Origin of the sequence: Brumimicrobium oceani, from assembly GCF_003143775.1 — a bacterium.
Classification (GTDB): Bacteria; Bacteroidota; Bacteroidia; order Flavobacteriales_D; family Crocinitomicaceae; genus Brumimicrobium; species Brumimicrobium oceani.
Genome location: NZ_QFRJ01000003.1, coordinates 169,646 through 193,283, shown reverse-complemented (window position 1 = coordinate 193,283; position 23,638 = coordinate 169,646). Strand labels below are relative to the sequence as shown.

Annotated in this window: 15 protein-coding genes; 8 read left to right on the top strand and 7 right to left on the bottom strand. The window is 35.5% G+C overall.

All coding sequences use genetic code 11. The features are described 5' to 3' along the window. From DIT68_RS16410 to DIT68_RS06130, 3 genes are all read left to right on the top strand, one after another. A partial coding sequence (locus DIT68_RS16410; protein ID WP_199223385.1) for a T9SS type A sorting domain-containing protein occupies positions 1-808 on the top strand: 808 nt, incomplete at its 5' end. Between the two features lie 1,071 nt (positions 809-1,879). After that, the gene (locus DIT68_RS06135) at positions 1,880-2,119 is read left to right on the top strand and encodes a hypothetical protein (RefSeq protein WP_109358940.1); all 240 of its coding nucleotides are present in this window, start codon (positions 1,880-1,882) and stop codon (positions 2,117-2,119) included. 211 nt (positions 2,120-2,330) lie between these two features. Beyond that, a complete protein-coding gene (locus DIT68_RS06130; RefSeq protein ID WP_158276123.1) occupies positions 2,331-4,076 on the top strand; it encodes a putative porin in 1,746 nt (581 codons plus the stop codon). Here DIT68_RS06130 and DIT68_RS06125 read toward each other — a convergent pair. Then, complete coding sequence (locus DIT68_RS06125) at positions 4,038-6,341, bottom strand: efflux RND transporter permease subunit (RefSeq protein WP_109358938.1); 2,304 nt, start codon at positions 6,339-6,341, stop codon at positions 4,038-4,040. The genes DIT68_RS06130 and DIT68_RS06125 overlap by 39 nt on opposite strands. A 133-nt stretch (positions 6,342-6,474) precedes the next feature. Between DIT68_RS06125 and DIT68_RS06120 the strand changes: the two genes are divergently transcribed. Next, a complete protein-coding gene (locus DIT68_RS06120) occupies positions 6,475-7,515 on the top strand; it encodes a T9SS type A sorting domain-containing protein (RefSeq protein ID WP_109358937.1) in 1,041 nt (346 codons plus the stop codon). A 560-nt stretch (positions 7,516-8,075) separates the two neighbouring features. On the opposite strand, the gene DIT68_RS06115 is transcribed toward DIT68_RS06120, so the two are convergent. Next, entirely contained in the window at positions 8,076-10,430 is a 2,355-nt protein-coding gene (locus DIT68_RS06115; RefSeq protein ID WP_158276122.1) for a TonB-dependent receptor, read from the bottom strand. 108 nt (positions 10,431-10,538) lie between these two features. Next, positions 10,539-11,306, bottom strand: coding sequence for a nucleoside triphosphate pyrophosphohydrolase (gene mazG, locus DIT68_RS06110; protein ID WP_109359018.1), 768 nt, complete (start codon positions 11,304-11,306; stop codon positions 10,539-10,541). Positions 11,307-11,567: 261 nt separating this feature from the next. On the opposite strand from mazG, the gene DIT68_RS06105 reads away from it, so the two are divergent. The 3 genes from DIT68_RS06105 to DIT68_RS06095 all read left to right on the top strand — a co-directional run bounded on the left by DIT68_RS06105 (position 11,568) and on the right by DIT68_RS06095 (position 13,664). Next, entirely contained in the window at positions 11,568-12,656 is a 1,089-nt protein-coding gene (locus tag DIT68_RS06105; RefSeq protein ID WP_146194138.1) for an acyloxyacyl hydrolase, read from the top strand. A gap of 14 nt (positions 12,657-12,670) precedes the next feature. Continuing rightward, complete coding sequence (locus DIT68_RS06100; RefSeq protein WP_158276121.1) at positions 12,671-13,396, top strand: GIN domain-containing protein; 726 nt, start codon at positions 12,671-12,673, stop codon at positions 13,394-13,396. 76 nt (positions 13,397-13,472) lie between these two features. After that, positions 13,473-13,664, top strand: a complete 192-nt coding sequence (locus DIT68_RS06095) for a membrane or secreted protein (RefSeq protein WP_109358933.1) — start codon at positions 13,473-13,475, stop codon at positions 13,662-13,664. An 85-nt stretch (positions 13,665-13,749) separates the two neighbouring features. Here DIT68_RS06095 and DIT68_RS06090 read toward each other — a convergent pair whose 3' ends face one another. The 3 genes from DIT68_RS06090 to DIT68_RS06080 all read right to left on the bottom strand — a co-directional run bounded on the left by DIT68_RS06090 (position 13,750) and on the right by DIT68_RS06080 (position 17,200). Beyond that, positions 13,750-15,279, bottom strand: a complete 1,530-nt coding sequence (locus DIT68_RS06090) for a thioredoxin-like domain-containing protein (RefSeq protein WP_109358932.1) — start codon at positions 15,277-15,279, stop codon at positions 13,750-13,752. Between the two features lie 100 nt (positions 15,280-15,379). Further along, entirely contained in the window at positions 15,380-16,555 is a 1,176-nt protein-coding gene (locus tag DIT68_RS06085; protein ID WP_109358931.1) for an FtsX-like permease family protein, read from the bottom strand. A gap of 3 nt (positions 16,556-16,558) precedes the next feature. Continuing rightward, complete coding sequence (locus tag DIT68_RS06080) at positions 16,559-17,200, bottom strand: ATP-binding cassette domain-containing protein (protein ID WP_158276120.1); 642 nt, start codon at positions 17,198-17,200, stop codon at positions 16,559-16,561. A 210-nt stretch (positions 17,201-17,410) separates the two neighbouring features. On the opposite strand from DIT68_RS06080, the gene DIT68_RS06075 reads away from it, so the two are divergent. Then, complete coding sequence (locus DIT68_RS06075; RefSeq protein ID WP_109358929.1) at positions 17,411-21,964, top strand: T9SS type A sorting domain-containing protein; 4,554 nt, start codon at positions 17,411-17,413, stop codon at positions 21,962-21,964. Between the two features lie 49 nt (positions 21,965-22,013). On the opposite strand, the gene DIT68_RS06070 is transcribed toward DIT68_RS06075, so the two are convergent. Continuing rightward, positions 22,014-23,522, bottom strand: coding sequence for a hypothetical protein (locus tag DIT68_RS06070; protein WP_109358928.1), 1,509 nt, complete (start codon positions 23,520-23,522; stop codon positions 22,014-22,016). Positions 23,523-23,638: the final 116 nt, after the last annotated feature.

The window sequence follows — 23,638 nt, the reverse complement described above, 5'->3', positions numbered from 1 at the left end:
AGATTTAACAATCAACAATTCTACAACAGGAACAGATGTTCAAACAGCGTGCGACAGTTACACATGGATTGATGGAAATACTTACACAGCTTCCAACAACACAGCTACTTTCACAATCGCTGGAGGAAATGCAGTAGGATGTGATTCTATCGTAACTTTAGATTTAACGATCAACAATTCTACAACAGGAACAGATGTTCAAACAGCGTGCGACAGTTACACATGGATTGATGGAAATACTTACACAGCTTCCAACAACACAGCTACTTTCACAATCGCTGGAGGAAATGCAGTAGGTTGTGATTCTATCGTAACTTTAGATTTAACGATTAATTCTGTTGATGTTACAACAAGCGTTGCGGGTGTGGTCTTAACTGCAAATGCAGTAGGGGCAACTTATCAGTGGATTGACTGTGACAATGGAAATGCACCAATTGCTGGAGAGACGAATCAAGATTTCACAGCTTTGGCTAATGGAAATTATGCAGTGATTGTAACGGAAGGAAATTGTACAGATACTTCTGACTGTATTTTAGTGGACAATGTTGGCTTAAATGATTTAGACAAAATCTTAGGAATAAGTCTATATCCGAATCCAACCCGTGGAGTGGTGACAGTTCAGTTTGTGAACTTTGAGTCTCATCAATATGCTTTAGAAGTAGTTGATGCAGCAGGCCGTAAGTTGTCAGAACAAAACATCATGAATAACACTGTGCAAGTAGATTTATCAGCTTACGAAAAAGGAGTTTATATGATTCGCATTACAGATGGAACAAGCGAAAGCATCCACCGCGTAATAAAGAATTAGACTTTACTTTAGAGTTGTTTAGTTTTTAATAACCGATTTCAAACTTGATTTTCCTTAGGAGGGAATTGAGTTTTGGAATCGGTTTTTTGGTTTTAGTCTCTTTTTGGGAAAGAAATTACTTATTGAGAAAGGAAAGGATCATCTTTACATTTAGAATGAATAAGCTGGTTACCCGCTATCATACCAGTTCTATATAATAGAAATAACTAGCTATAAATTATGACTTTGAAACCAAATTAATATTTAAAGATAATCAAAAAGAGATTCCTCAGTCGTTTAACTCATTCTGAATTAAATGTGTTATATATTATTGATTGGGGAGAGTTGCTGAAGCAAAGCTTCAGCAACTCTCCCCACCTAACCAAACTATCGATTGTCATTCCTAAAATACCGAGTATTGAGGAATCTCTTTTGATGATTAGAAAATCTTCAATAAGTCATTAAGTCATATTAAACTAATCTCAAAGGTTTTAAATTGAAATTAGTGGTAACTTTAAGTGGAATCAAATAAATAAGCTGTAAAAAGTTCAATCTTTGACGAAATCTATGTTTTTTGACTTTTCTCTGAATTATTTTTCTAGAAACACTTGCGAATAGATTAAACTTCGCTATCTTTATATCACAAACAATCACACAGCGGTGTTCGATTTGTTTGAGGTCATTTTTTGACCGACCATGTAGCATATTTGAGACTTAAAATATCACAATTAGAGCTGTACTTGTTTTATCAATGGCGGGCCTCCCTAATTCGTTTACGAAAAGGATAACCCAGAGGATTACAGAAATAAAACGGAGGCTCTAAAAATGCAAATCTGAAGTTTTCAGAATTCCGCTACATGGTTTTTTTATTCTTTCCGAAAGGAAACAAAATAGAGCGGCAGATTTTTCTTCCGCTTTTTTTATGGACTTTTTTATGGAGTTTGCTTTCTGATTTTCCGATTCATAACGAAATACTGCATTGAACAAAGTTTAACCATCAAAAATTCAAAACCAAAAATTGTTTTCATTGCACGCTGAATAAAGTATTCAAAATTTCAACACCTATTTGAAATTAAATCAGAAAAGAACAGAATGGATTTGATTGCTATAATCCTAGAAGCGAATGAGGTAGGGGATATAAAGCAACAATTAGACAGTTACAATGATGATAATGGCTTAACCAAAGGAAAATACCTTCAGATAGTTTTACCTATGAAGAGAAGGTTGTATTCCTACCTAAACCTATGGTGTTTTCAGTCTGTAGTGGTTTTAGTTAATCTTAAAGCTGCCGAGGGAATAACAAAGTTTGGAGTCATAACCGATTTTACATGAACCAAAGCCAATTCACCAAAAAGTTAGGGAGCCAATTGTTTAACTGACATTGTTGAATTGATAAGTAAAAGTCAATAATCATAGTCATTTGTTAATTTCATCGCCTCAAATAGGAAAAATACCCTTCACTTTAGGTGCTTTTCATCTTTAAATCATAAATTTGCTTTCTTTATCACTAAGTTGAAAACACTTCAATAATTAATAGATCTAGGTGAAATATTCTTTTGTATTTTTATTTCTGCTTTTCTCTTTCACTTTGGTGGGACAGAAAGAATTCTTTTTTCAGGAAATGGATTCAATTAAAATTGGGTACCGTTCGGGAGGAACTCAGTTGGACTCAATAGATGCTAGTTTTATAGGGCAACTAACTTTAAGGCCAGGAGCCGGATTTGGGCAGTTATATGAAAATAACTTAGCAGAGAATACCTTCTTAAGTCCTGCTGGATTGGCTTACATCAGTTCCGAAAAAAGGGTAACTCCAAAATTTAGCGGATTGCCTTATTTAGGATTTCAATATGCTTTTGGTTCCTATTTAACGCAAAACCTAAATGTAGAATATCATCAATTTTTAAATCCCAATACACATTTTCATTTTCGATATAATCGCAGAACCAGTAATGGTTTTTTAAGAAATGGAGATTATACTTTAAACGATTTAGACTTTAAATTCTATCATGCAAAAAATAGATTCACAACTCATTTTGAAGGATATTATGCGGCGCACGACATAGCACAAAATGGAGGGATTGCATCAGATAGTTTATTAAAAGATTTTGCGATAGAATTTACGCCAGTCATTAAAGATCAATCTAGGTCGAAAGTGCGAAAATTGGATTTGAAATGGGACAACTACCTCAGAATGGTAGGAGATTCCGCAATTGGTTCTGGTTTTAAAACCAAACATCAATTCAAGATAAGGGGAAGAGAATTTGTAGAGCAGTTATTAGATTTAAGTGCTGTAGACACCTTCTTTATTGATACCAATGGAACAACAAGAGATCAGTATCAAACAGCTAAATTCTCCAACGGAGCTGGAGTTTATTTTAATTCACCGCATTTTAAAGTAGATGCGACAGTGAATTACCAATATTGGAGAAATCAAAATTTAGGAGTCAATAGAGATACTAATGAGGTTTATTTACATTCTAATCTATGGACATCTTTAGGGGCGCGATTGTCATTGAAAAACGAATTTTATTTTAACCTGATTGGAGCAACAGGAGAAATTAAAAATTATTCAAATTTAAATTTTAAAATGTTGCGTAATCTAACGATTAAAGGAAAACTGAATTTTGAGAATTTATATCCAACACCTTTTCAGCGTTTTCATACTTCTAATTATTACCAGTGGAAAATCGATGATTTAGAAATGCAACAAAAACTGCAAGCAGGAGGTGCTTTGAAATTTGGTGATACGGCGTTTATTGAGGCTTCAGTACTTTGGACAAGCATCAATAATGGACGCTATTTTATAGATGAGCAATGGAGACAAGATACATTGGATTTAGTATCAATGGGAGCACTGCAATTAAAAGGAGGTTTTCAGTTAGGACAATGGTCTTTTTACCCAACTGCAACTCTTCGATTTAATTCTGCCAACTTTAATTATCAACCGGTGTTCTCCACAATGAATAGAATTTCTTTTCAAACCAAATTGTTTGAAGCGCAAAAGTTAGGAATTGCTCTAGGAGCGGATGTAGGGTTTCAATCTGGGTATAATGTAATGGAGTACAATGGCGTTTTAGGCGTGATGCAGTTGCCATCTAATCCACTAAAAACAGAATCCTTGTTGAGATTGAACGCTTTTATGGCGCTTTCTATTGACGAATTTAGGTTCTTTTTGAAAGCAGAAAATATATCTTCTTTCATTAATGACCCCGAAACAAGAATCGACACAAATTATCCGATCATGCCTTTTTTAATCCGTGCTGGAATTACCTGGGATTTCTTCAACTAACTTCTTTTTGTTTGGATCCGGATAGAAATAGAGCAACAGTAAAGGAAGTATAAATAAGTCAGAAAGTACTGCGACTATAAGCGTGATGCATATCATTAATCCCATGTAATAAGTGCCCATAAAGTCCGACATGAGTAACATGCTAAATCCTCCAACGAGAATTGCAGAAGTTAATACAATTGCTTTTCCTGTTCCCATAAAGGTACTTTTAATAGCATAGAGTTTCGATTTACCTTTTTTCAATTCCAGTTTAAAATTACTTAAAAAGTGAATAGTGTCATCTATTGCGATTCCAAAGGAAATGGTGAAGACAATTGCAGTGGTAATTTTCAAATTGATACCAAAATACCCCATTACTCCAGCAATTACAATTAAAGGAATAACGTTTGGAATGATGGAGATAATTAACATGCGCAGTGACTTGTACAATAGGGCCATTAATAAAGAAACAACCAAAATTGCAAAAACCAATCCTTCCACTAAGCTAGAGGACATGTAACTCATGTTGCGATCAAGTAAGTGGGCCGTTCCAGTGATTTGAATATTCAAGTGTTCGTCTAAACCTTCTTGCGTTATGTATTTGTTTAGCTTTTCATTTTCAGAAGTCGCTTTTAAATTACCCCAATCAGGCACACCTCCGTTTATTCTGGTGGTGTGTTCGGTTGAATCTAAAACTGTGCGAATAAACTTTCCTTGATTGGCAATTTTGAGCATTCGCTTATACTTGTTCAGATCTTGTTTTGTGTCGGGAATGGCAAAATAATCCGTATTTCCGGCATGAGATGCGCGATGGAGAATACTGATGTATTGTATCAAGGAAAGGTTAACATTTACCCCGTATTCATTGGTGAGGTAGTTTTCAACTTTTTCTATTTCCTTGAGCCTATCTAAACTCCAAATACTTTTTGTAGAATCTTTTAAACTAATGGCGAGTTCGAAAGGTCTTACTCCTCCAAACTTGCTATCGAAATAATCAAAATCTTGTTTTACAGTGCTTTCTGTGCTTACATCATCCATGATGAAATTGTTAACCACAATTTTTGATGCTCCATAGGCAAAAACAAGGGTAACAACGATTCCAATCCAAGGAATGATTTTTCTGTTTCTTAGGGTAATTAGAAATACCTTGCGCATTATTGGTCTCCAAAAATTCTTGCCGTTTTTCGCTCCTACTGCGGGAACCTTCGTTAAATAAAATAGAAATGGAAGTGTGGAGTAGGTGAGTACAAAGGCCATTAAAACTCCAATTCCGGTGTAAAGTCCAAAGTCTTGGATGGGAATTACATTCACAAATAGAAGGGAGAAAAAGCCAATGGATGTTGTAATGGATGTGAGAAAAGTGGCCATTCCTATTTCTTTGAATGCAATTTTAATCGCCTCTAGCTTAGGATGTCCTGCCCGCAATAGCTCAAGGTATTTTGAAATAAGATGTATGACATCTGACATGGCAACCACAAACATAATTGATGGTAAAACAATCAATAAAATACTAATGGGTTTTTCTATAAATGCCATGAACCCTACAATCCATATCATCGAGCCAACAATTACTATTTGAGGAACCATTAGCCCCCAAAGCGACCTGAAACTAATAACAAGAAATACAATAACCAATAGTATACTCATACTTACGTAGGTAGTCATTTCTGTGACCATGGTGTCAACATAAAAAAGTTGTCCTACTGTTCGACCAGCCATTCTTACGTTTTCAAAATCATATTTTTGAGTAACAGATTTCACATCGTTGACCAATTGTTCTCCCTTTTTCTTGCTCAAAAAATCTTCGTGTCTAAGAAAGATGGTTAAGCCGTCACCTTCAGCATTGACGAGGGTGTTTACCAATTCTTTATTTTTGTAAATATGTAGTGAATCCTGAATGAATTGATTGGAATCTAAATGAATATAAGGCCTTTCACCAGTCATTCCACCTGAGTAAATGAAAGTTTCCTTTTCATTGGTGATGTCTCGTGTGAATTGCACATTTGGTAAAGCGCTTAATTCTCCAACATAGCTGTTTACATCATTTAGAAAGGTTTGGTCAAAAATTCCATTTTCCCTTTCAACAGCAATAAGAATAAAGTCATTGTCTGATTCAAAAAGTGTTCTGTGATTAAAGAAAAAGTCAGTGTCCTCATCCTGCGCCGGAAAAAACTCCTCGAAATTATAGTTTAGGGTTGACTTTGGTAATTGAAAAGCTAGAAATCCAGTGATTAATATAACGACCGTGAGGACGAAGTAGGATATTCTTTTTAGTTTTTTTTCCAACGTTTCGAAGGTTTTTATTGTTCAATAGGCAAAACTAACGATTAACTCCTATCTTTTGTTTAAGGGTTTCTTTTTTTATTTGCGATATTCAAGTAAAAAAAGACTAAATTTGAATGACTAAAAAAATAAAACTATGAAGAAAAATTTACTTCTTGTTGCTTCCCTATTTATCGGAGCAACTTCTATCGCACAGTTTACTCAAACTAATGCTCCAGCTGATGGAGACGGAACTACTCTTTTTGTTATCGACAGTTTAGCACCTAGTTTTGCTGCTGTAACTGGCTCAGGCGTAACTTGGGATTACAGCTCTTACGCAGGGTATGGTAATGAAACAAGGAATATTACTGCTTTGGACGCAACGACAACTACAAATGCTGCAAGCTTTCCTAATTCAACGATTTCAATAGATTTAGAGAATTTTTTGCAAACGTATTCTAGTAGTTCGTCTACTGATCTTACCGGTCGTGGATTTGTATATAACGAGCCAAATGTGGGTGAAATAATTGCGCAGTTCAACTCAGATCAAGCAAACATGATGAGTTTTCCTATGGACGAAAATAGTGCTGCAATTAACGATGTTTTTTCAGGTGATTTAAATTACACCTTACCTTTCGCGGGTACTCAAACAACTCCATTAACGGGTATATTAAAAGCCGAAGTGGATGGAAAAGGCACCTTGGTTTTAGCGAATAATTCATTCTCAAATGTTTTAAGGTATAGCATAAGAGACACCATTAACTCTACAGTTACAGGATTAGGTGATATTCAAATGGTTCGTAGTCAGTATGAATATTATGACCATGCACAAAGTACTTTGCCTATCTTCATCCATATCTCAGTTGATTTTGGAATTTTAGGGGGAGCTGCTTTGTCGTCGTCAACTCTAGTGATGAGTTTAGAAGATCCAACTGGAATTGTTGGTTTATCTAAAAATGAATTAGCCAGTACTTCCGTTTATCCTGTTCCAGCAACAGAAGAATTGAATATTGAGCTGCCAGCATCTGTTGAAACAGCTAATTTAACTATGACAGATGTTCAAGGACGTCAAGTTTATTCAACAGTTTTGAATGCGTCTAAGAAAACTATCGATGTTTCAAACATGAAAAAAGGAATGTATATCTTGAATATTTCAAGTGATGCAACTTCTGTAACAAAGAATATTGTGATTAAGTAATTAGTCAAATTAATATTTAATAAGCCTGCTTCTAATTATTGGGAGCAGGCTTTTTTTGTTTAAACTTTCAAGTAATCGGATTTTCGTATTGCTTTTGTGTTATTAATTTATTGACTCCACTTAAACTTTCCCCATTCAATAATATATAACACTTGTCATCCGAAGGAGTTAAACGACTGAGGAATCTCTTTTTGATTATCGTTAAATATTAATTTGGCTTCAAAGTCATAATTTATAGCTAGTTATTTCTGATATATAGAACTGGTATAATAGCGGATAACCACTTAATTTAAGCGTAATAAACAATGAAGGTTTTAGAGTGAGATTGGTTTTTCGGCGACTAATTTAAATTATGAATTAATCTCAAAGCCTTGCTGTTGCTAAGTCTAGCTGTTTTTAACGGTTAATATCCTATTAGTGATGGGGAATTACAACCTGATTCTCTTAATCACATAACTATTTAAACAAAAAAAGGCAATCCCTCAGGACTGCCTTTAAAAATATATTCACTTGCGCAGGTTTCTAACTACTATCTATACACTACCAATTAATCATTAAAACTAGAAGTCATAACTCAAACCAATACTTGGTAAGAATGGAAGTTGATAGATTTTTTCGTTGGTAACACGGTTTACGTAGAAAATATTGTCTCTATCGTAAATATTCGTTATCCCTCCTTTAAGTTCTAAAATTGTTTTGTTTTTGAATGAAAACTTCTTCTTTACCGTAATATCGAATCGGTGATAAGTAGGTAGTCGGGCAGAATTAATGTCGCCTAAAAGAATACTTAATTCAGAAGGATTAGATGTCGTGTAGTCTGTTGTTACTCCGTTTCCAAAGTCTTCACCTTGGTAGTACCCTGAAGTAGGTGTAAACGGTAGACCTGAACCGAAGTTCCAACGTAAACTTAACTCCAAACTTTTATCTTTCAAGAAAGAATAAGAACCTACTAAGTTGATGTTGTGACGTCGGTCAAAAGAAGGCGCATAAGTCATAAACCCATCCCAACGCTCAGACTCTCCGTAAGAATAAACACCCCACAAGAACAATCTGTTACTTTTGTACTCCAAAAGAACGTCTACACCGTAAGCAATTCCCGATTCGATTAAGAAATCTTTTTTGTAGATATCCGAGATTTGATTGAACTCTGGCGTATCATCATATAATTTGTTCACGTTAATGTTACTTAATTTAGGATAGTACTTGTAATATCCCTCCACATTTAAAGATAATTTTCTTGTAAGGTCGTACTCTGCTCCAAAGATACCATGCCATGAAGTTTGAAGTCCATTCTCTGGTTCAATTTCCTCTCCATTAGCTTTGGTAAATTTCGATTGAACATCTGTTGGTGCAGCAACAAATCCATAGAATAATGTTACGATATCTCTATCATTTGCAGCAGATGTAAAGTTTTGAGAATAAAATCCTCCCGACATTTTAAATCTTAATTTTTCTGTTGCGTTAACTTTAATTCCTAATCGTGGTTCTGGAATCACAGCCGGGATGGATGGATAAGCTTGAAGTCGAATTCCTGGATTAAATACCCAACGGCCTTTCACTAATTTATAATTCAAATAGGCGCTCAATTCAGTGTTGTAGTTTTCTACTTTAATTTCTCTATCTACAGAGTTAAAAGTGCTAAAGTTTGTTGAAAACCCTCCGATGTTAAAACCATAAGTGATTTCAGATTGATTTTTCAGAAAATAAAGGAAGTCAAAACCAACGTCAAATCCTGTAATACCACTAGTTCTAGGTTTTCCTCCGTTTTCTTCTTGGAAAAAGATATCGTAATTAGAAGCATTCAAGTGTCCTTTGATAATCACAGGGTTAGAGCTAGGAACAAGTGTGAAATTAATTCCACCACCGTAAGATTTCCAGTTTAAATCTGCAATGTTATCATACCTCACAGCATCGTTATTGCTAAATCCAAATGCAGAAAATTTACTTCCTTCGGGGCTTTTTACCGTAAACTTCCCATAAATATCTGTAAATGAAAATGGCATTCCTTCGCCGTCATTTACGTAGGGATAAACTCCCTCAGAGGTATAGTTCAACAAGGAGTGTTTGGCGGAGAAAACGTAAGAACCTCCGCTTCCTTTAGCATCCTTGTTTTTAAACACTGGACCTTCTAATACAGCCTTTCCAATGAACGGAGAAACAGAAACCAAGCCTCCGTGTTTTGTTAAATCACCATCTCTGTAGGTAATGTCCATGATTGAAGAAATTCTACCACCATACTCAGCAGAGAAACCTCCTGTGTAAATATCTGCACTTTTAATGAGCTCAGTCTCAAAAACAGAGAAGAAACCTATAGAGTGAAAAGGATTATAAATCGTCATTCCATCTAAAGTAATTTTATTTTGAATTGGAGTTCCACCACGTACATACAATTGTCCACCTTGGTCACCAGTACTTACCACTCCTGGTGTAATTGCAAATGCGGAAATAATATCGTTTTCAGCTCCAAAACTCGGTAAACGCTCTAATCCTTCTTGATTGAGTTTGTTCACAGACATTTCTACATTGGAACGTTTAGATTGATCTTGACCAAAAATGGCAACTTCTTCCATTTCCTTCACCTCCTCACTTTTCACCAATTCATAGCGAAGAGTTACCAGCGCTTTATCGGATAAAGTTATGGTGTCATAAATACTTAAATGCTCTGCACTTCTTACTTCCACTGCGTATTCGCCGCCTCTCAGAGAAGAAAACTGGAAATATCCATCTAAATCCGTTGTAGCTCCATTGAGCTCATCACTGGGCTTGAATACAATTGGTTTGATAAGAACTTTCACGAAAGCAGCTGCTTCCCCATTCTCAGCATTATAGACGAATCCCCTTACTGTAAACTCTGATTGCGCATAAAGAGAAGCGGAGCTAAGTATTAGTGTCAAGAAAAATAGAATTTTTTTCAAAATGTTTAATTTTAGTAAGTAATTATCACGCATAGATAAGAATTTTTTTAGCGTTTATTAACGTGATTTCTTTAAAAAGTATATACTGTTTATTGTGCTGTTTATGTTTTACCCAACGACTTTTTTGGCGCTATCCCAGTAGACATCCATTTCCTCTAAGTTCATGTCGTCAAACTTTTTACCCTCTTCATTTAGTTTGTCTTCCATAAATTGAAATCGCTTAATGAATTTTTTATTGGTTCTTTCTAAGGCTGTTTCTGGATTTACACCAATAAATCGCGCATAATTGATCATGGAAAACAATACATCTCCAAATTCTTGTTCAATTTGATCTGTGTCGTTTTTAACTTCTTCCTCAAGCTCAGCGAGCTCTTCATGAACCTTAGCAAGTACTTGTGATGAATCGTCCCAGTCGAAACCAATTCCTTTCACTTTTTCTTGTATTCTTGCAGCCTTTACTAAGGAAGGAAGCGATCTTGGAACACCTTGTAAAACAGATTTTTTACCTTCTTTTAATTTTAGTTTTTCCCAGTTCGCTTTGACTGTCGCTTCATCTTCTGCTACAACATCGCCGTAAATGTGAGGATGACGATGAACGAGTTTATCACAAATGGCATTTAAAACATCAGTGATGTCAAAAGCGCCCTTTTCGCTGGCGATTTTACTGTAGAAAACCATGTGTAACATTAAGTCACCAATTTCTCCTTTTAACTCATCTAGGTCATTATCTAAAATAGCATCAGCTAATTCATATGTTTCCTCAATTGTTAAATGCCTCAGAGATGTTAATGTTTGCTTTTTATCCCACGGACATTTCTCTCGCAAATCATCCATAATATTCAACAAGCGCTCAAATGCTTTTAATCGTACGTCCATTTTATCATTTTCAACAAAAATAATAGCTTTAATTGTTAATTCGGTGGAATCTAGATTTAATTCAATCGCAGTCAATATTAAAAATGTTAAACTTTACCTGTTGTGGCAAGAATTGCTTTTCTCAAAGATGTATGGATCAAAGACACTAAAACTATTCTCTAGCCAATGGTATAATACATCTCCATTTTTTATCACAATTAAAATAATATTCGATATTTGTATTGATATTGACACAGTTTAAATTTTACAAAGAGAGATTAATTGAAGCGGAATAGCCTATTATTGATGATTTTGTGTTTAGGAATGCTATTTCCAATGGAGCAATTGTTTGCGCAAACACGAAATTATGGAGTCTCGCTTTCTCCACAAGCCGGATTTTTGTTGCCGCACAGGGCTACAATGGCTCATTTGACTGTTGGACATTCAGCTGGGTTTAGGGTAGGAGCGGTAATTCAGACCAATGGAGAAAAGCAATGGCACCATGATTTCAACTTTCCCAGTATAGAGTTAGGCATTTTTTATCATGATTTAGGCAACAAAGATGTTCTGGGTTCTACTTTTGGCTTCTCCGCAGGTATTTATCTGCCCTATTTCAAAAGCAATGGGTGGAGTTTCGGGAATAATGTAAGTTATGGACTGGCTTGGGTAAGCAAAAAGTATGACTTAGTTGAAAATCCAAAAAATAATGCAATTGGTTCTAATCTAAATACAATTACGAATGTTGGGTTTCGTTTGGAAAAACAATTTTCAAAAAATTCAATTGCTTTAGAAGTGGGAATGATGCACCTTTCCAATGGCGCATACAAACTTCCTAACTTAGGAGTTAACTTGCCTTTTTTTGGATTTAATTTCACTCATTTTATTCAGCCATTAAAGTTTAACGCAAGCGCTACCGACAATTTCATTGGATTGCCAATCAATGCTTGGTCTTTTCATACTTTGCTCATTGGCTCTATAAAGCAAGTTTATCCAACGGGAGGAAGTACCTATGGAGTGGGCGCGCTTACAAATTATCTCCAATACAGCGTAAAAGGAAAATGCATAATTGAGGCTGGAGTAGATGCTATTTATAACGAGTCAATAGTAAAGTACAATAAGGGGAATCATGGAAGGGGTAAGAATTTCCAAATAGGTTTATATGGGGCTTACGTATTACCCATTCATAAAATGCAATTGGTGTTTGCAATGGGGAGGTATGTTTTGAATCCACTAGATCCTGCAGGACAATGGTATCACAAATGCGGTGCACGATTCCGCTTAGCTGAAAGGCTTTGGGGTAACTTCACAATAAAAGCCCATTGGGCAAAGGCAGATTATTTTGAATATGGATTAAGTTACAGATGGAAATGATAAAATATTTAGTAATGTCGACAGTTCTGTTGTTTTTTTCTTGTAAAAAAGCAAATGAAAGAATATGCTTTAAAGGAACGGGGGAAGCATCTGAGCGCATTGTAAATTCAGAAATGGATATTGATACACTGTATTTATATGATAACTTATATTATCAATTGATTCCTAGCAATGAATCAAAAGTGGTATTAACTGGAGGAGAGAATTTGCTGGAACACATTGAAGTAGACTTTAACAATGGAAGACTTTCTGTTTCTAATAAAAACAAATGTAAATTTTTAAGGTCCTTTAAAAATGAAATTCATGCAAAAATATATGTCGATTCTATCACCTACATTTATTATGAAGGAAGCAAAGAATTGGTGAGTAGTGACACCTTGTTTTCGAACGAACTACGCTTATTCATTAGAGATGGGGCGGGAAGCACGAACTTAACATTACGCAACGGATATACTAGCGCAACCGTGACACATGGTTTTGGAGACTTTAAGTTGAAAGGTCAAACCCTTTCAGCGTATTTAAGCTGCAGTACAAATAGCTATTGTGATACACGTTTTTTTAAAGTTAAAAATAACCTGATGGTGAATTCAAATACCGTTGGAAATATGCTTGTTAATGCGAGTGAAGCAAATTTATTTGCAACAATTTTAGAAAGTGGAAATATTCAATATGTAGGTACGCCGACTTCAGTTTCTTTGGAATCTAGTGGAGAAGGTCAACTTGTAGATTTGAATAATTGATTCAATTGTTGTAATTTTGTAGAATTAATAATGTCAGTTAACACTAGCTTGTTAAGTTGATAAAATAACAGAAGTAATGGATGTAGTTTTAATAGCAATCGTTTTATTGGCATTGGCTTTTGGTGGAATAGCCATCAAAATCTGGGCGAAAAAAGATGGTGAGTTTGCAGGTACCTGCGCAAGTAATAATCCTGTGCTTCAAGAAGAAGGTGCGGCATGCGGTATGTGTGGAGCAACTCCAGAAGAAAAATGTAAAAGCGATAAATAAAGATTGCTTTTACTAATCTCATTAAAAAAGGGTCTGAAATTTAATTTCAGACCCTTTTTTTGTTGTGTAATTTTGAACTTTTAATTTATCTTATTTCTTCCGTGTTTTCATCCATTTTGAAAATCTTTTCCAAATCTCCGAATCCTTGTAGGTCATCAAGTAATGCTTCAATTTGAGGGATTGCTAATGACTTGGCAATAATTTTTTTGTCTTTATCTAAGATCCAAACACGGGGTGTAGAGTAAATATCGTAAGTTGATTGATAATTTATAGACTCAATAGTTGTTTTAGAAGGGATTAGCGAATATGGGTTTTCACTCGCTTGTTCGTAAATGTCTCTGGTTACACCTACATTGATATAGGACAAGTTTTTATCTTTTATAAATTTCTTCCAATCTTCGAAGTCATCTCCTGTAGCTTTACCAACCGAGAAAATTTCGATATTACGCTCCTTAAATTTCTTATCGTATAAGGTTTGTAGTTTCGGGGTTACTTTTTTACAATGTCCGCATCCAGGATCCCAGAAAAAGAGGATTATATAATCTGCTTCTGTTTCATGTAGATTGTACCATTTTTGATTTGTAGAATCAGGCAAGATCAGGTTTGGAGGAACCTCTCCTTGAACAAGCTTCATTTGAATTTTTGTGTTTTCACACAATTCCTTCAATTTCTCTTGGTCCATCCAGTGCGCTTTTGGATTTCCGTTTTTGTCTAAAGCACAGTAAAAACTGTTCACCATTCTTGTTTTTACCTTGTCCATTCCCATGAATTTGGACCTCTCAAAATGAGTAGTAACATTGTTTACAACAAACCTGTACATCATGGACTCTTCAGGAATACTATTGATTACTGGGAAGACATATTTTATAATCGTATCCGGATGTTGAGTAAGCATGTTTTTAGAATAGAAATATTCTAACTTGTTTTGTAGAACCGGAGTGTTCACTAAGCGGTCATCATTTAAATCGATATTGTCGAAATAATGATCTCTGAAATATTTATAGGTAAAATTCTTATCAATTACTTCTCCTTCGGCATCTTTTGGTGCTTCAGGAACCTGAATATCCGTAGACATTTTTATGATTTTCGAAACTAATGTTTTTGGATTCTCCTCTACGACTTTGTTTTGGTAAGCAAGAACTTCTTCTCCTACCTTTTTTATGCCTGTTGTTAATTTTGCCTTTTCTTCTGCCTCGGCATCACCAAGTTTAGAAAGTTTTTCTTGTAAAGCGCTGGCTTCATCCCGTTTTGCCTTCATGTATTTCATATAATCAAGGAAGATCATATTTTCCTTAGACTTCTTGATGACCATGTGTTCTATGTAATTCGGTGATTTAGTTTCAATGTCTACAGACTTTTCATTGTTGTAAATGAATTCAAAATACCTTTGCCCCGGCATGAGAACCGCCATAATTCCGGGTTCTTGCTTGCTTCCATCAAAGCTTACGCGACCGTTGATTAGTTGAGCAGTATCTGCATAATATAATTTGCTTCCAACGTATTTCACCAAATGTACTGTGGTGTCTTTTATTCCAGTTACCTTAAATGTTAACTCTTGTGCGAACCCACTGATCCCGAGAATGGCAGTAAGTATAAATGTGTTTATTAACTTCATATTGAATCTTCAGTTTAATGCTAATATAATTTGTATTTGTAACTCAGACGGTGAATAAATGGAGAGGTGTTTCCTTTTAACACTATTTTAACGAAATAGTTTAAGGAGTCCTTAATACTCCTCGTTTTGCATTAAAATAATTAACGATGCTATAAATGCCAAAGGCTAAAATAACGGCCAAAATGCTCAACATCGTAAAGCCTGAATCAATTTGAATTCCACCCTTCACTAATAACTTATCAATAAAGTACTTTGCTAAGGCGAAGGCAACAATACTTGCTCCTGAGATGATGGCAAAAACTTTAATAAAATAAGAAAGTATCGATTGAATGATTTTCTGTGGAGAATACCCTTGACGCAGTAAAGTTCTTATTTCATACTCGTTTCTTGATATTAAAAGTTGGGCATATTGAACCAATACTAAACCTGCTAGAAAAACAGTAATCCCACTAATTGTTATGAGTATTGAAAACAGGGTTCCTGCCACGCTTTTTAATTTTCCCACAACCATCGAGTTTTCCTTTGACTCTAAGGAGCGCATTTTGAGATAACTTTCAAACTCACCAAACAAACCTTCTTTTACGGTGAGCATTAATTGAGTAATTATAGCAGGTTCGTCTTTTGGGAAATTGCTATTCCCGTATTCCATAAAAGAGGAAGGTACCAAAATGGCAGACACCTCATTTGTAAAACCAACAATTCTAACTTTTTCCATTTCCTTTTTGCCAGGGCTGCTCAATGTGAATTTAAAACCAACAGATTTTGCTAAGTCATCCGAAATTGGAGGAATACCTTTTGCACTTGCGAAGGTATTGAGCATGACTAAAAATTCACGAGGTAAAACGATGGGAACAAAATCATCTCCTGGATTCCATTGCCACTTGGTGCTATCTATTTTTGTGAAATCATTGTCTACAGATTGAACAAATACATCTGTGCGCAAGTAAGGTATAAGCTCACTGTCTGTTTGGAGAGAAATATCAAAGTTATTACTGAGAATTGGTTCCAGTTTTTCGGTGAACTTTTCATTTCGGATTCTTTCAATTTCTCTTTCGCTGAAATCATTTTTTGTGATATTCAAGCTGCTGAAATTATTGATCTGCTTTTGAATAATCATTGTATTGTTTCCTAGAATTTCCTCACCTTCGCCAAATTCATTTACGCGAATTAAGTAATGAATAGAAGTTACCAAAAATGTAAATCCCAGGAAAGATCCCATCATGGCAATGATCAATTGAGTTTTATTCTGATAACTAAATAATATTTTCTTAATCATGGATTATAGGTTTAGTTCTCGATCGAAATCAAAATTATGATTTTCTCCTAAAGTGGTTAAGATAAAGCCAGCATCAATAGCATTTGCTCTTTGGTTGATCAATGATAAAGCCTTATTTGTGTTCTCTAGATCTAGATGGCTGAAAGGCTCATCCATTATTAGCCAATGAAAAGGCTGACATAAGGCGCGAATAATTGCTACCCTTTGCTGTTGTCCCATAGATAAAATTCCACATGGAATACTCCATTTATCTTCAATTTGCAGTGCTTGCAACATTTGTTTTAGTTCATTTGAAGTAAAGGTGTCCGTTAAACTGTTTTTTAAGATTAGATTTTCTTCAACTGTCAATTTTGGAAACAATTGTAAGTCTTGAAAAATGAAGCTCACTTTTTCTGTTCTCAATTTGGCCCACACTTCTGGTGAAAAGGAACTTATTTCTTTTTCATCAAATTGAATACGGCCATTAAAATCTTTTCGAATACCCGCTATTATATGGGTGAAAGTTGTTTTTCCTTTGCCGCTTGATGCATTGAGCATTACTTTCTGGCCTTTAAGAAGAGAGAATTTACTTCCCCAAATACTGTTTGAACTATGGTTTAGTCCGCTTAGAGGAATGGGCATTACATTTTCGAAATGAATGTTCATTTGTTTCTGTTTTTGTGTCCTAAATATAGACAATAACCATTCCATTTGCGTTGGTAACGTAATGGAAATTAATTTGATGGCAGTTAGATGGAGAAAACATTTTTTTAAAGTGTTAAAAATCAGAATAAAGTAGTGTTTGTTTTGTTGTATTATTAAATTAACTATCTTTGTGAAATAAACCTAAATTATTTTTTTTATAACCCTATCCGTATGAAAAATTATATCGTTTCCATTCTTTTTACATGTTTTGTCGGGCTAAATCTGTATTCAGCAGACAGATATTGGGTTTCAGCCGGAGCAGGTTCTTGGAGCCTTACTAGTAATTGGTCCAGTACCGATGGTGGTCCGGGTGGAGCATCTGTGCCAGCAGCAGGTGATTTTGTTTACTTCACAGATAATGGCTTGGGCAATTGCATTTTGAACGGCAATGTCGCTTTCGATGGACTAAACACAGAGAACTACACAGGAACAATAAATTTAAATGGTTTTTCATTTAACCCTGCTGTATCAGGGGCTGCAAACTGCCTTTTCCTTGGGGGGGCAATTAATGACACTCAGGGAACTTCCAAAATACTCTATAACACAACAGGACGCACTGAATTTTCTAATGTTACTATTGATGTTGTTCTTAACTTTGAGAGTGGTGAAATTAGATTCAATGGAGGAAATTTCAACGCTTTAGTTAGTGCTCAACAAAACGGATCAAACATCGCTACTGGTGATGGTGGATGTGTCTTTGCAGACAATACAACAATAATTAATGCGGGTTCTGGAGACCTGAGGTTAGGTCGTATAAATCCTGATGTTTTTCAAAAGAATTTGAGTATTAAAAATATTGGGAGCGGTAGTTTTGTTCTAGCCTTAAACAGTGCTGCGAATCTTGTTTCAGGAGATCTTACAGTGTTAGCAGATATTAAATCAAGTGATATTATTTTATGCAATAGTGCTATAAGTTCACTCACAGTTAATGGTGTGACGAATATCACTAACAACGCAGCAAATAACAATGCGCGTATGCAGATAGGTAGGCGGGGAGATATAACTTTCAACAATACACTTTTGTTAAATAATAACGCTTCCTCAACTGCCAATCGCTTTCTTTTGAATCGCTACCCTGAAAGTTTCAATGTTTATAATGGAGATGTTGTGCTTACAAATACACATTTAAAGAGTGAGGGGATTTTCTTTGGTTTACTCGGAGGGAGAGGCGAACTAGCTGTTGGTCGAGTACTTTCTATTGGAGCAGGAGGTTTTGTTGCTGGTAGATTGCACTTAGGAAACTTTGATCAAAAAGGGACTACAGCGCATAATCTGTCGCTTTCTGGTGATTCAAGGCTGATCATCGAATCTTGTAACTGGAGAGGTGAATTTGCTGGTAGAGCTTCACGAATAACTACAAGCTCTACCCGATATCAAGGCCGAACTTTATTAGAGAAAACTGGTGTGGGTAATGATGATTCGAACGGTCTTAATTTCTTTAATGAAGATGTAGAGTTAAGAAACACGGGAAGGTCAAGGTTTGGAATGGGAAGCGGTAATCCTGATTCTTTTCAAAAAAATGTTTTAGTCAATAATCGCGGTGAGTCCGATATTTATATCGCAATGAGCAGTGCGGATAATGAAATCTTAGGTGATCTAATTGTGAAGAGCGATGGTTTTGGATCAGGAACGACCAAAGTCAGAGTTGCCGACAGAGATGGTTCCAGTATCAGAATTGATGGGGATGTTCAACTACAAAATATTGGTGTATCTGATGAATGTAGGATTGATTTTCCTTACTCAGGAAAAATTACTGTAAATGGTGCGTTAACAATAAATAACTCTCCATCAGGTAAAGATGGTACCGTGTTCATATCCGCAAATATCAATAGTTCAATTCTTGTGAATGGTAACACTGTCGTAAATCAGAATGCTGGTGGAACTGGCGCTATGAGGACGCTCTTAGCGAGGACTGGTTCGGCTACTTTTAACGGCACGACTTCAATAACCAATAACTCTGCTGCGAGCTCTAATATTGTGAATGTAGCTTTCGGAGCAAATGCAAATGTTCAATTTAACGGAAATGTATCTCTTGAAAGTACTCAGCTAGACAGTCAAGGAATTTATTTCGGAAGAAACGGCGGAAATACAAATCTCGCTGATGGATTTACTATTGGTGTGGGCACTGGAGGGTTTATTGCAGGACAACTCGCCCTGGATAACTTTACTCAAGTAGGATTAACACCTCAAGATATTACGCTTACAGGCACATCAATACTAAAAGTTAATAATTCTAATTGGGAGGGTAATATAAATTTCGTTAGCCCAAGGATTTTTACAGAAAACACTACTTACAGGGGCCTTAGCTATCTTGAGAAAACAGGTGCAGGAGTCGATAATAGTTCAGGAGGAAATACATTTGAACAAAATTGTGTTATCAAGAATACTGGACCAGGAAGCATTAGAATGGGGTATTCTGACTATGATAGATGGGAAGAGAACCTAAATCTTTTAAGCGAAGGAGATGGCGGTATGGGAATAGCCTATGGTACGTTTGGGAATTTTATTGCTGGAGACTTTACGGTTATGGCTTCCTCTGGTTCGGGAAGTGTTCAGGAAGTTGTCATTGCAGACCAAATTAGCTCGACTTTAACTGTAACAGGAAACACATCTATAATCAACAATTCCAGTGGGGTGAGAAATGATGTTATTATTGGCGAGAATGGGGATGTTAACTTTATTGGCGACTTAGAAATAACGAACTCATCTACTTCGACAAATAGAGGAGAGATTATTTTAGCAAATGCCATAAATTCAGAAGTAACAGTTTCTGGAAACACAACAGTTTTAAACTCCGGTTTAGGAGGAAGTAGAAAACGAGTTTTTCTTGGAAATAGTGGAGACGTGCGTTTTAACGGCTCACTTAATTTAACCTTGACCTCAGATGCCGCCAATGCTGAAATATTCTTAAATCATGCTGTAGGAAGTGAGAATAGATACATTCAAGGAGTAACCATAAACGCACCATCTAGTTTGTCCGATGGAGTATATTTTGGTTCAGATGGTGGAACAGGTACTATATTTAATGGTAGTGCTATTTCTATTGGTGCTGGTGGGTTTATAGCAGAAAATCTATTCATGCAGAACCTAATTCAAATGGGAAGTACGGCTCAAGTAATAGAGTTGTATACTGGAACTACACGATTAGAAAGTAATAATTCAATTTGGAATGGTAATGTGACTTTTAGAAGTCCTAAGTTAATATCAAATAACTCTACCTATCATTCCAATACGGAACTTCACAAAACAGGACCTGACAACGATCAAAGTATTGGTGGAAATACTTTTAATGGAGTTGCTGTGTTGAGGAATACAGGGCAAGGAGATTTTATACCTTCTAGTACTATAGGAAATACTTTTAATGAAGACGTAACATATGAAAAGCTTGGTTTAGGTGCTGTTTTACCAACTTACAGCACTACCAGTAAATACGCAAAGTCTATCATAATAAATTCTAATGATGTGATGGTTTTTGGTGCATCTGGAGGTGGTAAAGTATCAATGAATGGTGCAGGCCCTCAATTTATTTCTGTGGTTGGCGCAACTCCTAAACCTGAGTTCGCAGCATTAGAAACTTTTAACCTGGTAGACAACATTACATTAAATACCCCGATAGAAATAATTAGTCTGCTTTCACTGCTCCAAGGAAATATTAATACTTCGGATGTAAACATGCTATTCATGTCTGATAATTCATTTGTGACTGCTGTTTCAAACAATGCTTATGTTAACGGGCCAGTAACAAAAATAGGAGATGATAAATTTGTTTTTCCTGTTGGGAAGGCTAACTTCTATAGACCTATTGCTCTAGCTTCTAAACCAAATACTACTTCAGCTCAATTTAAAGCAGAGTATTTTCCGCAGAACGTTACCTCAAGTGGGACACCTAATAGTCCATTGGATGTAACTATTGATAGAATTAGCTCCTGTGAATACTGGATGTTAGACAGGGTCGCTTCTACAAGTCCTGCCTCTGTAAAACTTTATTATGGCGATTCCTCTCCAGGAAGTTGCAGTGGTGTTGTTGATCAATCTACTGTAGTAGTAAGTCGATGGAATGGCGCTTCCTGGGAAGATTTAGGGAATGGAGGTATTGGTGGGTCACCGGCTAGTGGTAGCGTACAAACAATGTCACAGGTCACTAGCTTTAGTCCTTTTACTTTGGCTTCAACAAATGCTATTAATCCGCTCCCAATTCAATTAACAGAATTTGAGGTAGAGGGTAAAACAAGAGAGGCTTATGTAAATTGGACAACAGAATCAGAATTTAATAACGACTATTTCGAGCTTGAACATTCAATGGATGGTTATAACTTTGAAGTCATTGGTGTTGTTGAAGGTGCTGGAAACAGTAGTTCAGCGATACACTATAATTACGTGGATAGAACACCAGGCAACGGCATAAACTACTACCGTTTAAAACAAGTTGATTTTGATGGAGAATTTACTTACTCTGATATAAAATCGGCAGCTTTTGATGCTTGGGATTATGTTAATATTTATCCTAACCCACTAAGAAATGGAGGCAAATTAGCAATTTCCTCATCACATGACATACATCAAATAAGTATTATTAATGAAATGGGACAGTTAATAGATCAGTCCAATTTTTCAGGCGATAGTAATTTGGTGGAGTTAAAAAGTCTAAAGCTGATTTCAGGTTTGTATTTCGTAAAGGTTTATAATACGGAAGGTGTTGAAGTGAAGAAACTAGTTGTAAAGTAGTTTGATCGCCAACTTTAAATGGCTAATAAAAAATGCCTCAATGATTGTTTTATTGCACGCCCTTTTTTCGGAATGTCGAAATTAAGCCATCCAGTATTAGTTTAAATAAGTATCCAAAATTTATCATAACCAAAGGCAAAATAGGTAAAGAATACCGCTCCTCAATTCCCCTTTGAATAAAGATTAAAAAGAGTACATAAATTAATGGCGCAAAGCTGATAATTGACTTTAAATATAGAGGTGTTTTGTAAAATGCGCCAATAATTACGGTAGTAAAAACCAAGGCATGAATCGAAAATGCAAAAACTCGAAATAATTCCATAAAGAAGTTGCCCCTAAAGGTTTTTTGAAAAATATACATTGACAAATTGGAATGAAAAGCCAATTCCTTAAAGACGTTTAATGGACTCGCAATATAGTATTGAAACCAAAATTCTTTTTTAAATTCCGAAGTCAAGGCCTTGATTTGTTGTATGGTTTTGGTTTCTATTTCAGGAATAGCTTGCGGCATAGGTAAACGATTTTTGTAGTAGAAACTTTGATTTTCAATAGAACGTTGATAGTTTGTAAACATATTCGCGAGTTGATTATGCCCTAATCCCTTTACAACCTCTTTCGGTAAATGACTTATGATTTGCTCAATATCTTTTTTGCTTCCAGTGCCATGAATGGCAGAACTCCAAAATGGACCAACATAAGAATGGAAGTTGGCACCAATTTCCCCCCATCCTTTGCATAAGTCCCAGAGCGCTTCGTGCGTTGGTCTAAAGCTCGATTGACTATTTTCTGCGTAATAAATAGGATTCAAACCAACAAACTGGTTGGTGATGTTGTAGTTCCTAATTTGCCAAATGATTATTCCGCTGGATGCAATTGCACCAATGAGAAATAATTGAGTGAAAAAAACTTTTTTTTCTTTCCAAAAATCAGAATTGATAAAGAAGGGAAAAGCAAAACCTAAAATGGCTAAAACAGGACGTGTGATGAATAAAAGGGAGAAAACTAAAGCTGAAATGTAGTACAATATTAGTTTTCTTCTCTTCTTATTTTCCGCTTTCGCTTGCATTAAAAAATATACAAAAAAGATGACCAGCGATGGGGTAACAGCTTCTGTTAAGGTATAATAAAGAAAGTTTGAAGCCAGATTGCTGACACCGTAAATTACAGTGATAAGTACGGCTATTTTCTTTGATTTTATAAACCCCAAGGCAATAAAAAATAGACAATAAACCGAAAACCCAAAGAGTAAAAGCTGTGTGTATTTTATTGCTTTTATAGCGTTTTCAGTTTCTAATACTGAACCAAAAACAATATATAAAAATGAATAACCGGGAGGCCTCAGAAAGTAACTTCCATTTCCGGCATCGTTGTTTTTTAACTTTCCGGTTTCAAGATAGTTTTGAGCAGGTCTAAGATAACTGATGTCATCAGCGGTTTTTACGGTTTCGTTAAATCTAAGTGATACACCATCTTTTTTTAAGAAATAGAGGTTTATTTCATTGAATGTAAAAGCACTCATGAGGGATAATAGGGCTATGAATAGTGCTGTTCTTTGCATTCACGTTAATTTAATGCTGAAAATAATAATTATTTCTACTTTAATGTATTGATTACTAAAGCTTGGTTTATTTTTGATGAAACACAAAGCTCCTTAAATGAGAATAAAATGCGGAA

What these genes read in the sequence shown, in the direction of transcription:
- DIT68_RS06135 (WP_109358940.1), top strand. Translation starts at nt 1,880, where the DNA reads ATGGATTTGATTGCTATAATCCTAGAAGCGAATGAGGTAGGGGATATA.
- DIT68_RS06120 (WP_109358937.1), top strand. Translation starts at nt 6,475, where the DNA reads ATGAAGAAAAATTTACTTCTTGTTGCTTCCCTATTTATCGGAGCAACT.
- mazG (WP_109359018.1), bottom strand. Translation starts at nt 11,306, where the DNA reads ATGGACGTACGATTAAAAGCATTTGAGCGCTTGTTGAATATTATGGAT.
- DIT68_RS06100 (WP_158276121.1), top strand. Translation starts at nt 12,671, where the DNA reads ATGTCGACAGTTCTGTTGTTTTTTTCTTGTAAAAAAGCAAATGAAAGA.
- DIT68_RS06095 (WP_109358933.1), top strand. Translation starts at nt 13,473, where the DNA reads ATGGATGTAGTTTTAATAGCAATCGTTTTATTGGCATTGGCTTTTGGT.
- DIT68_RS06090 (WP_109358932.1), bottom strand. Translation starts at nt 15,279, where the DNA reads ATGAAGTTAATAAACACATTTATACTTACTGCCATTCTCGGGATCAGT.
- DIT68_RS06085 (WP_109358931.1), bottom strand. Translation starts at nt 16,555, where the DNA reads ATGATTAAGAAAATATTATTTAGTTATCAGAATAAAACTCAATTGATC.
- DIT68_RS06080 (WP_158276120.1), bottom strand. Translation starts at nt 17,200, where the DNA reads ATGAACATTCATTTCGAAAATGTAATGCCCATTCCTCTAAGCGGACTA.
- DIT68_RS06075 (WP_109358929.1), top strand. Translation starts at nt 17,411, where the DNA reads ATGAAAAATTATATCGTTTCCATTCTTTTTACATGTTTTGTCGGGCTA.
- DIT68_RS06070 (WP_109358928.1), bottom strand. Translation starts at nt 23,522, where the DNA reads ATGCAAAGAACAGCACTATTCATAGCCCTATTATCCCTCATGAGTGCT.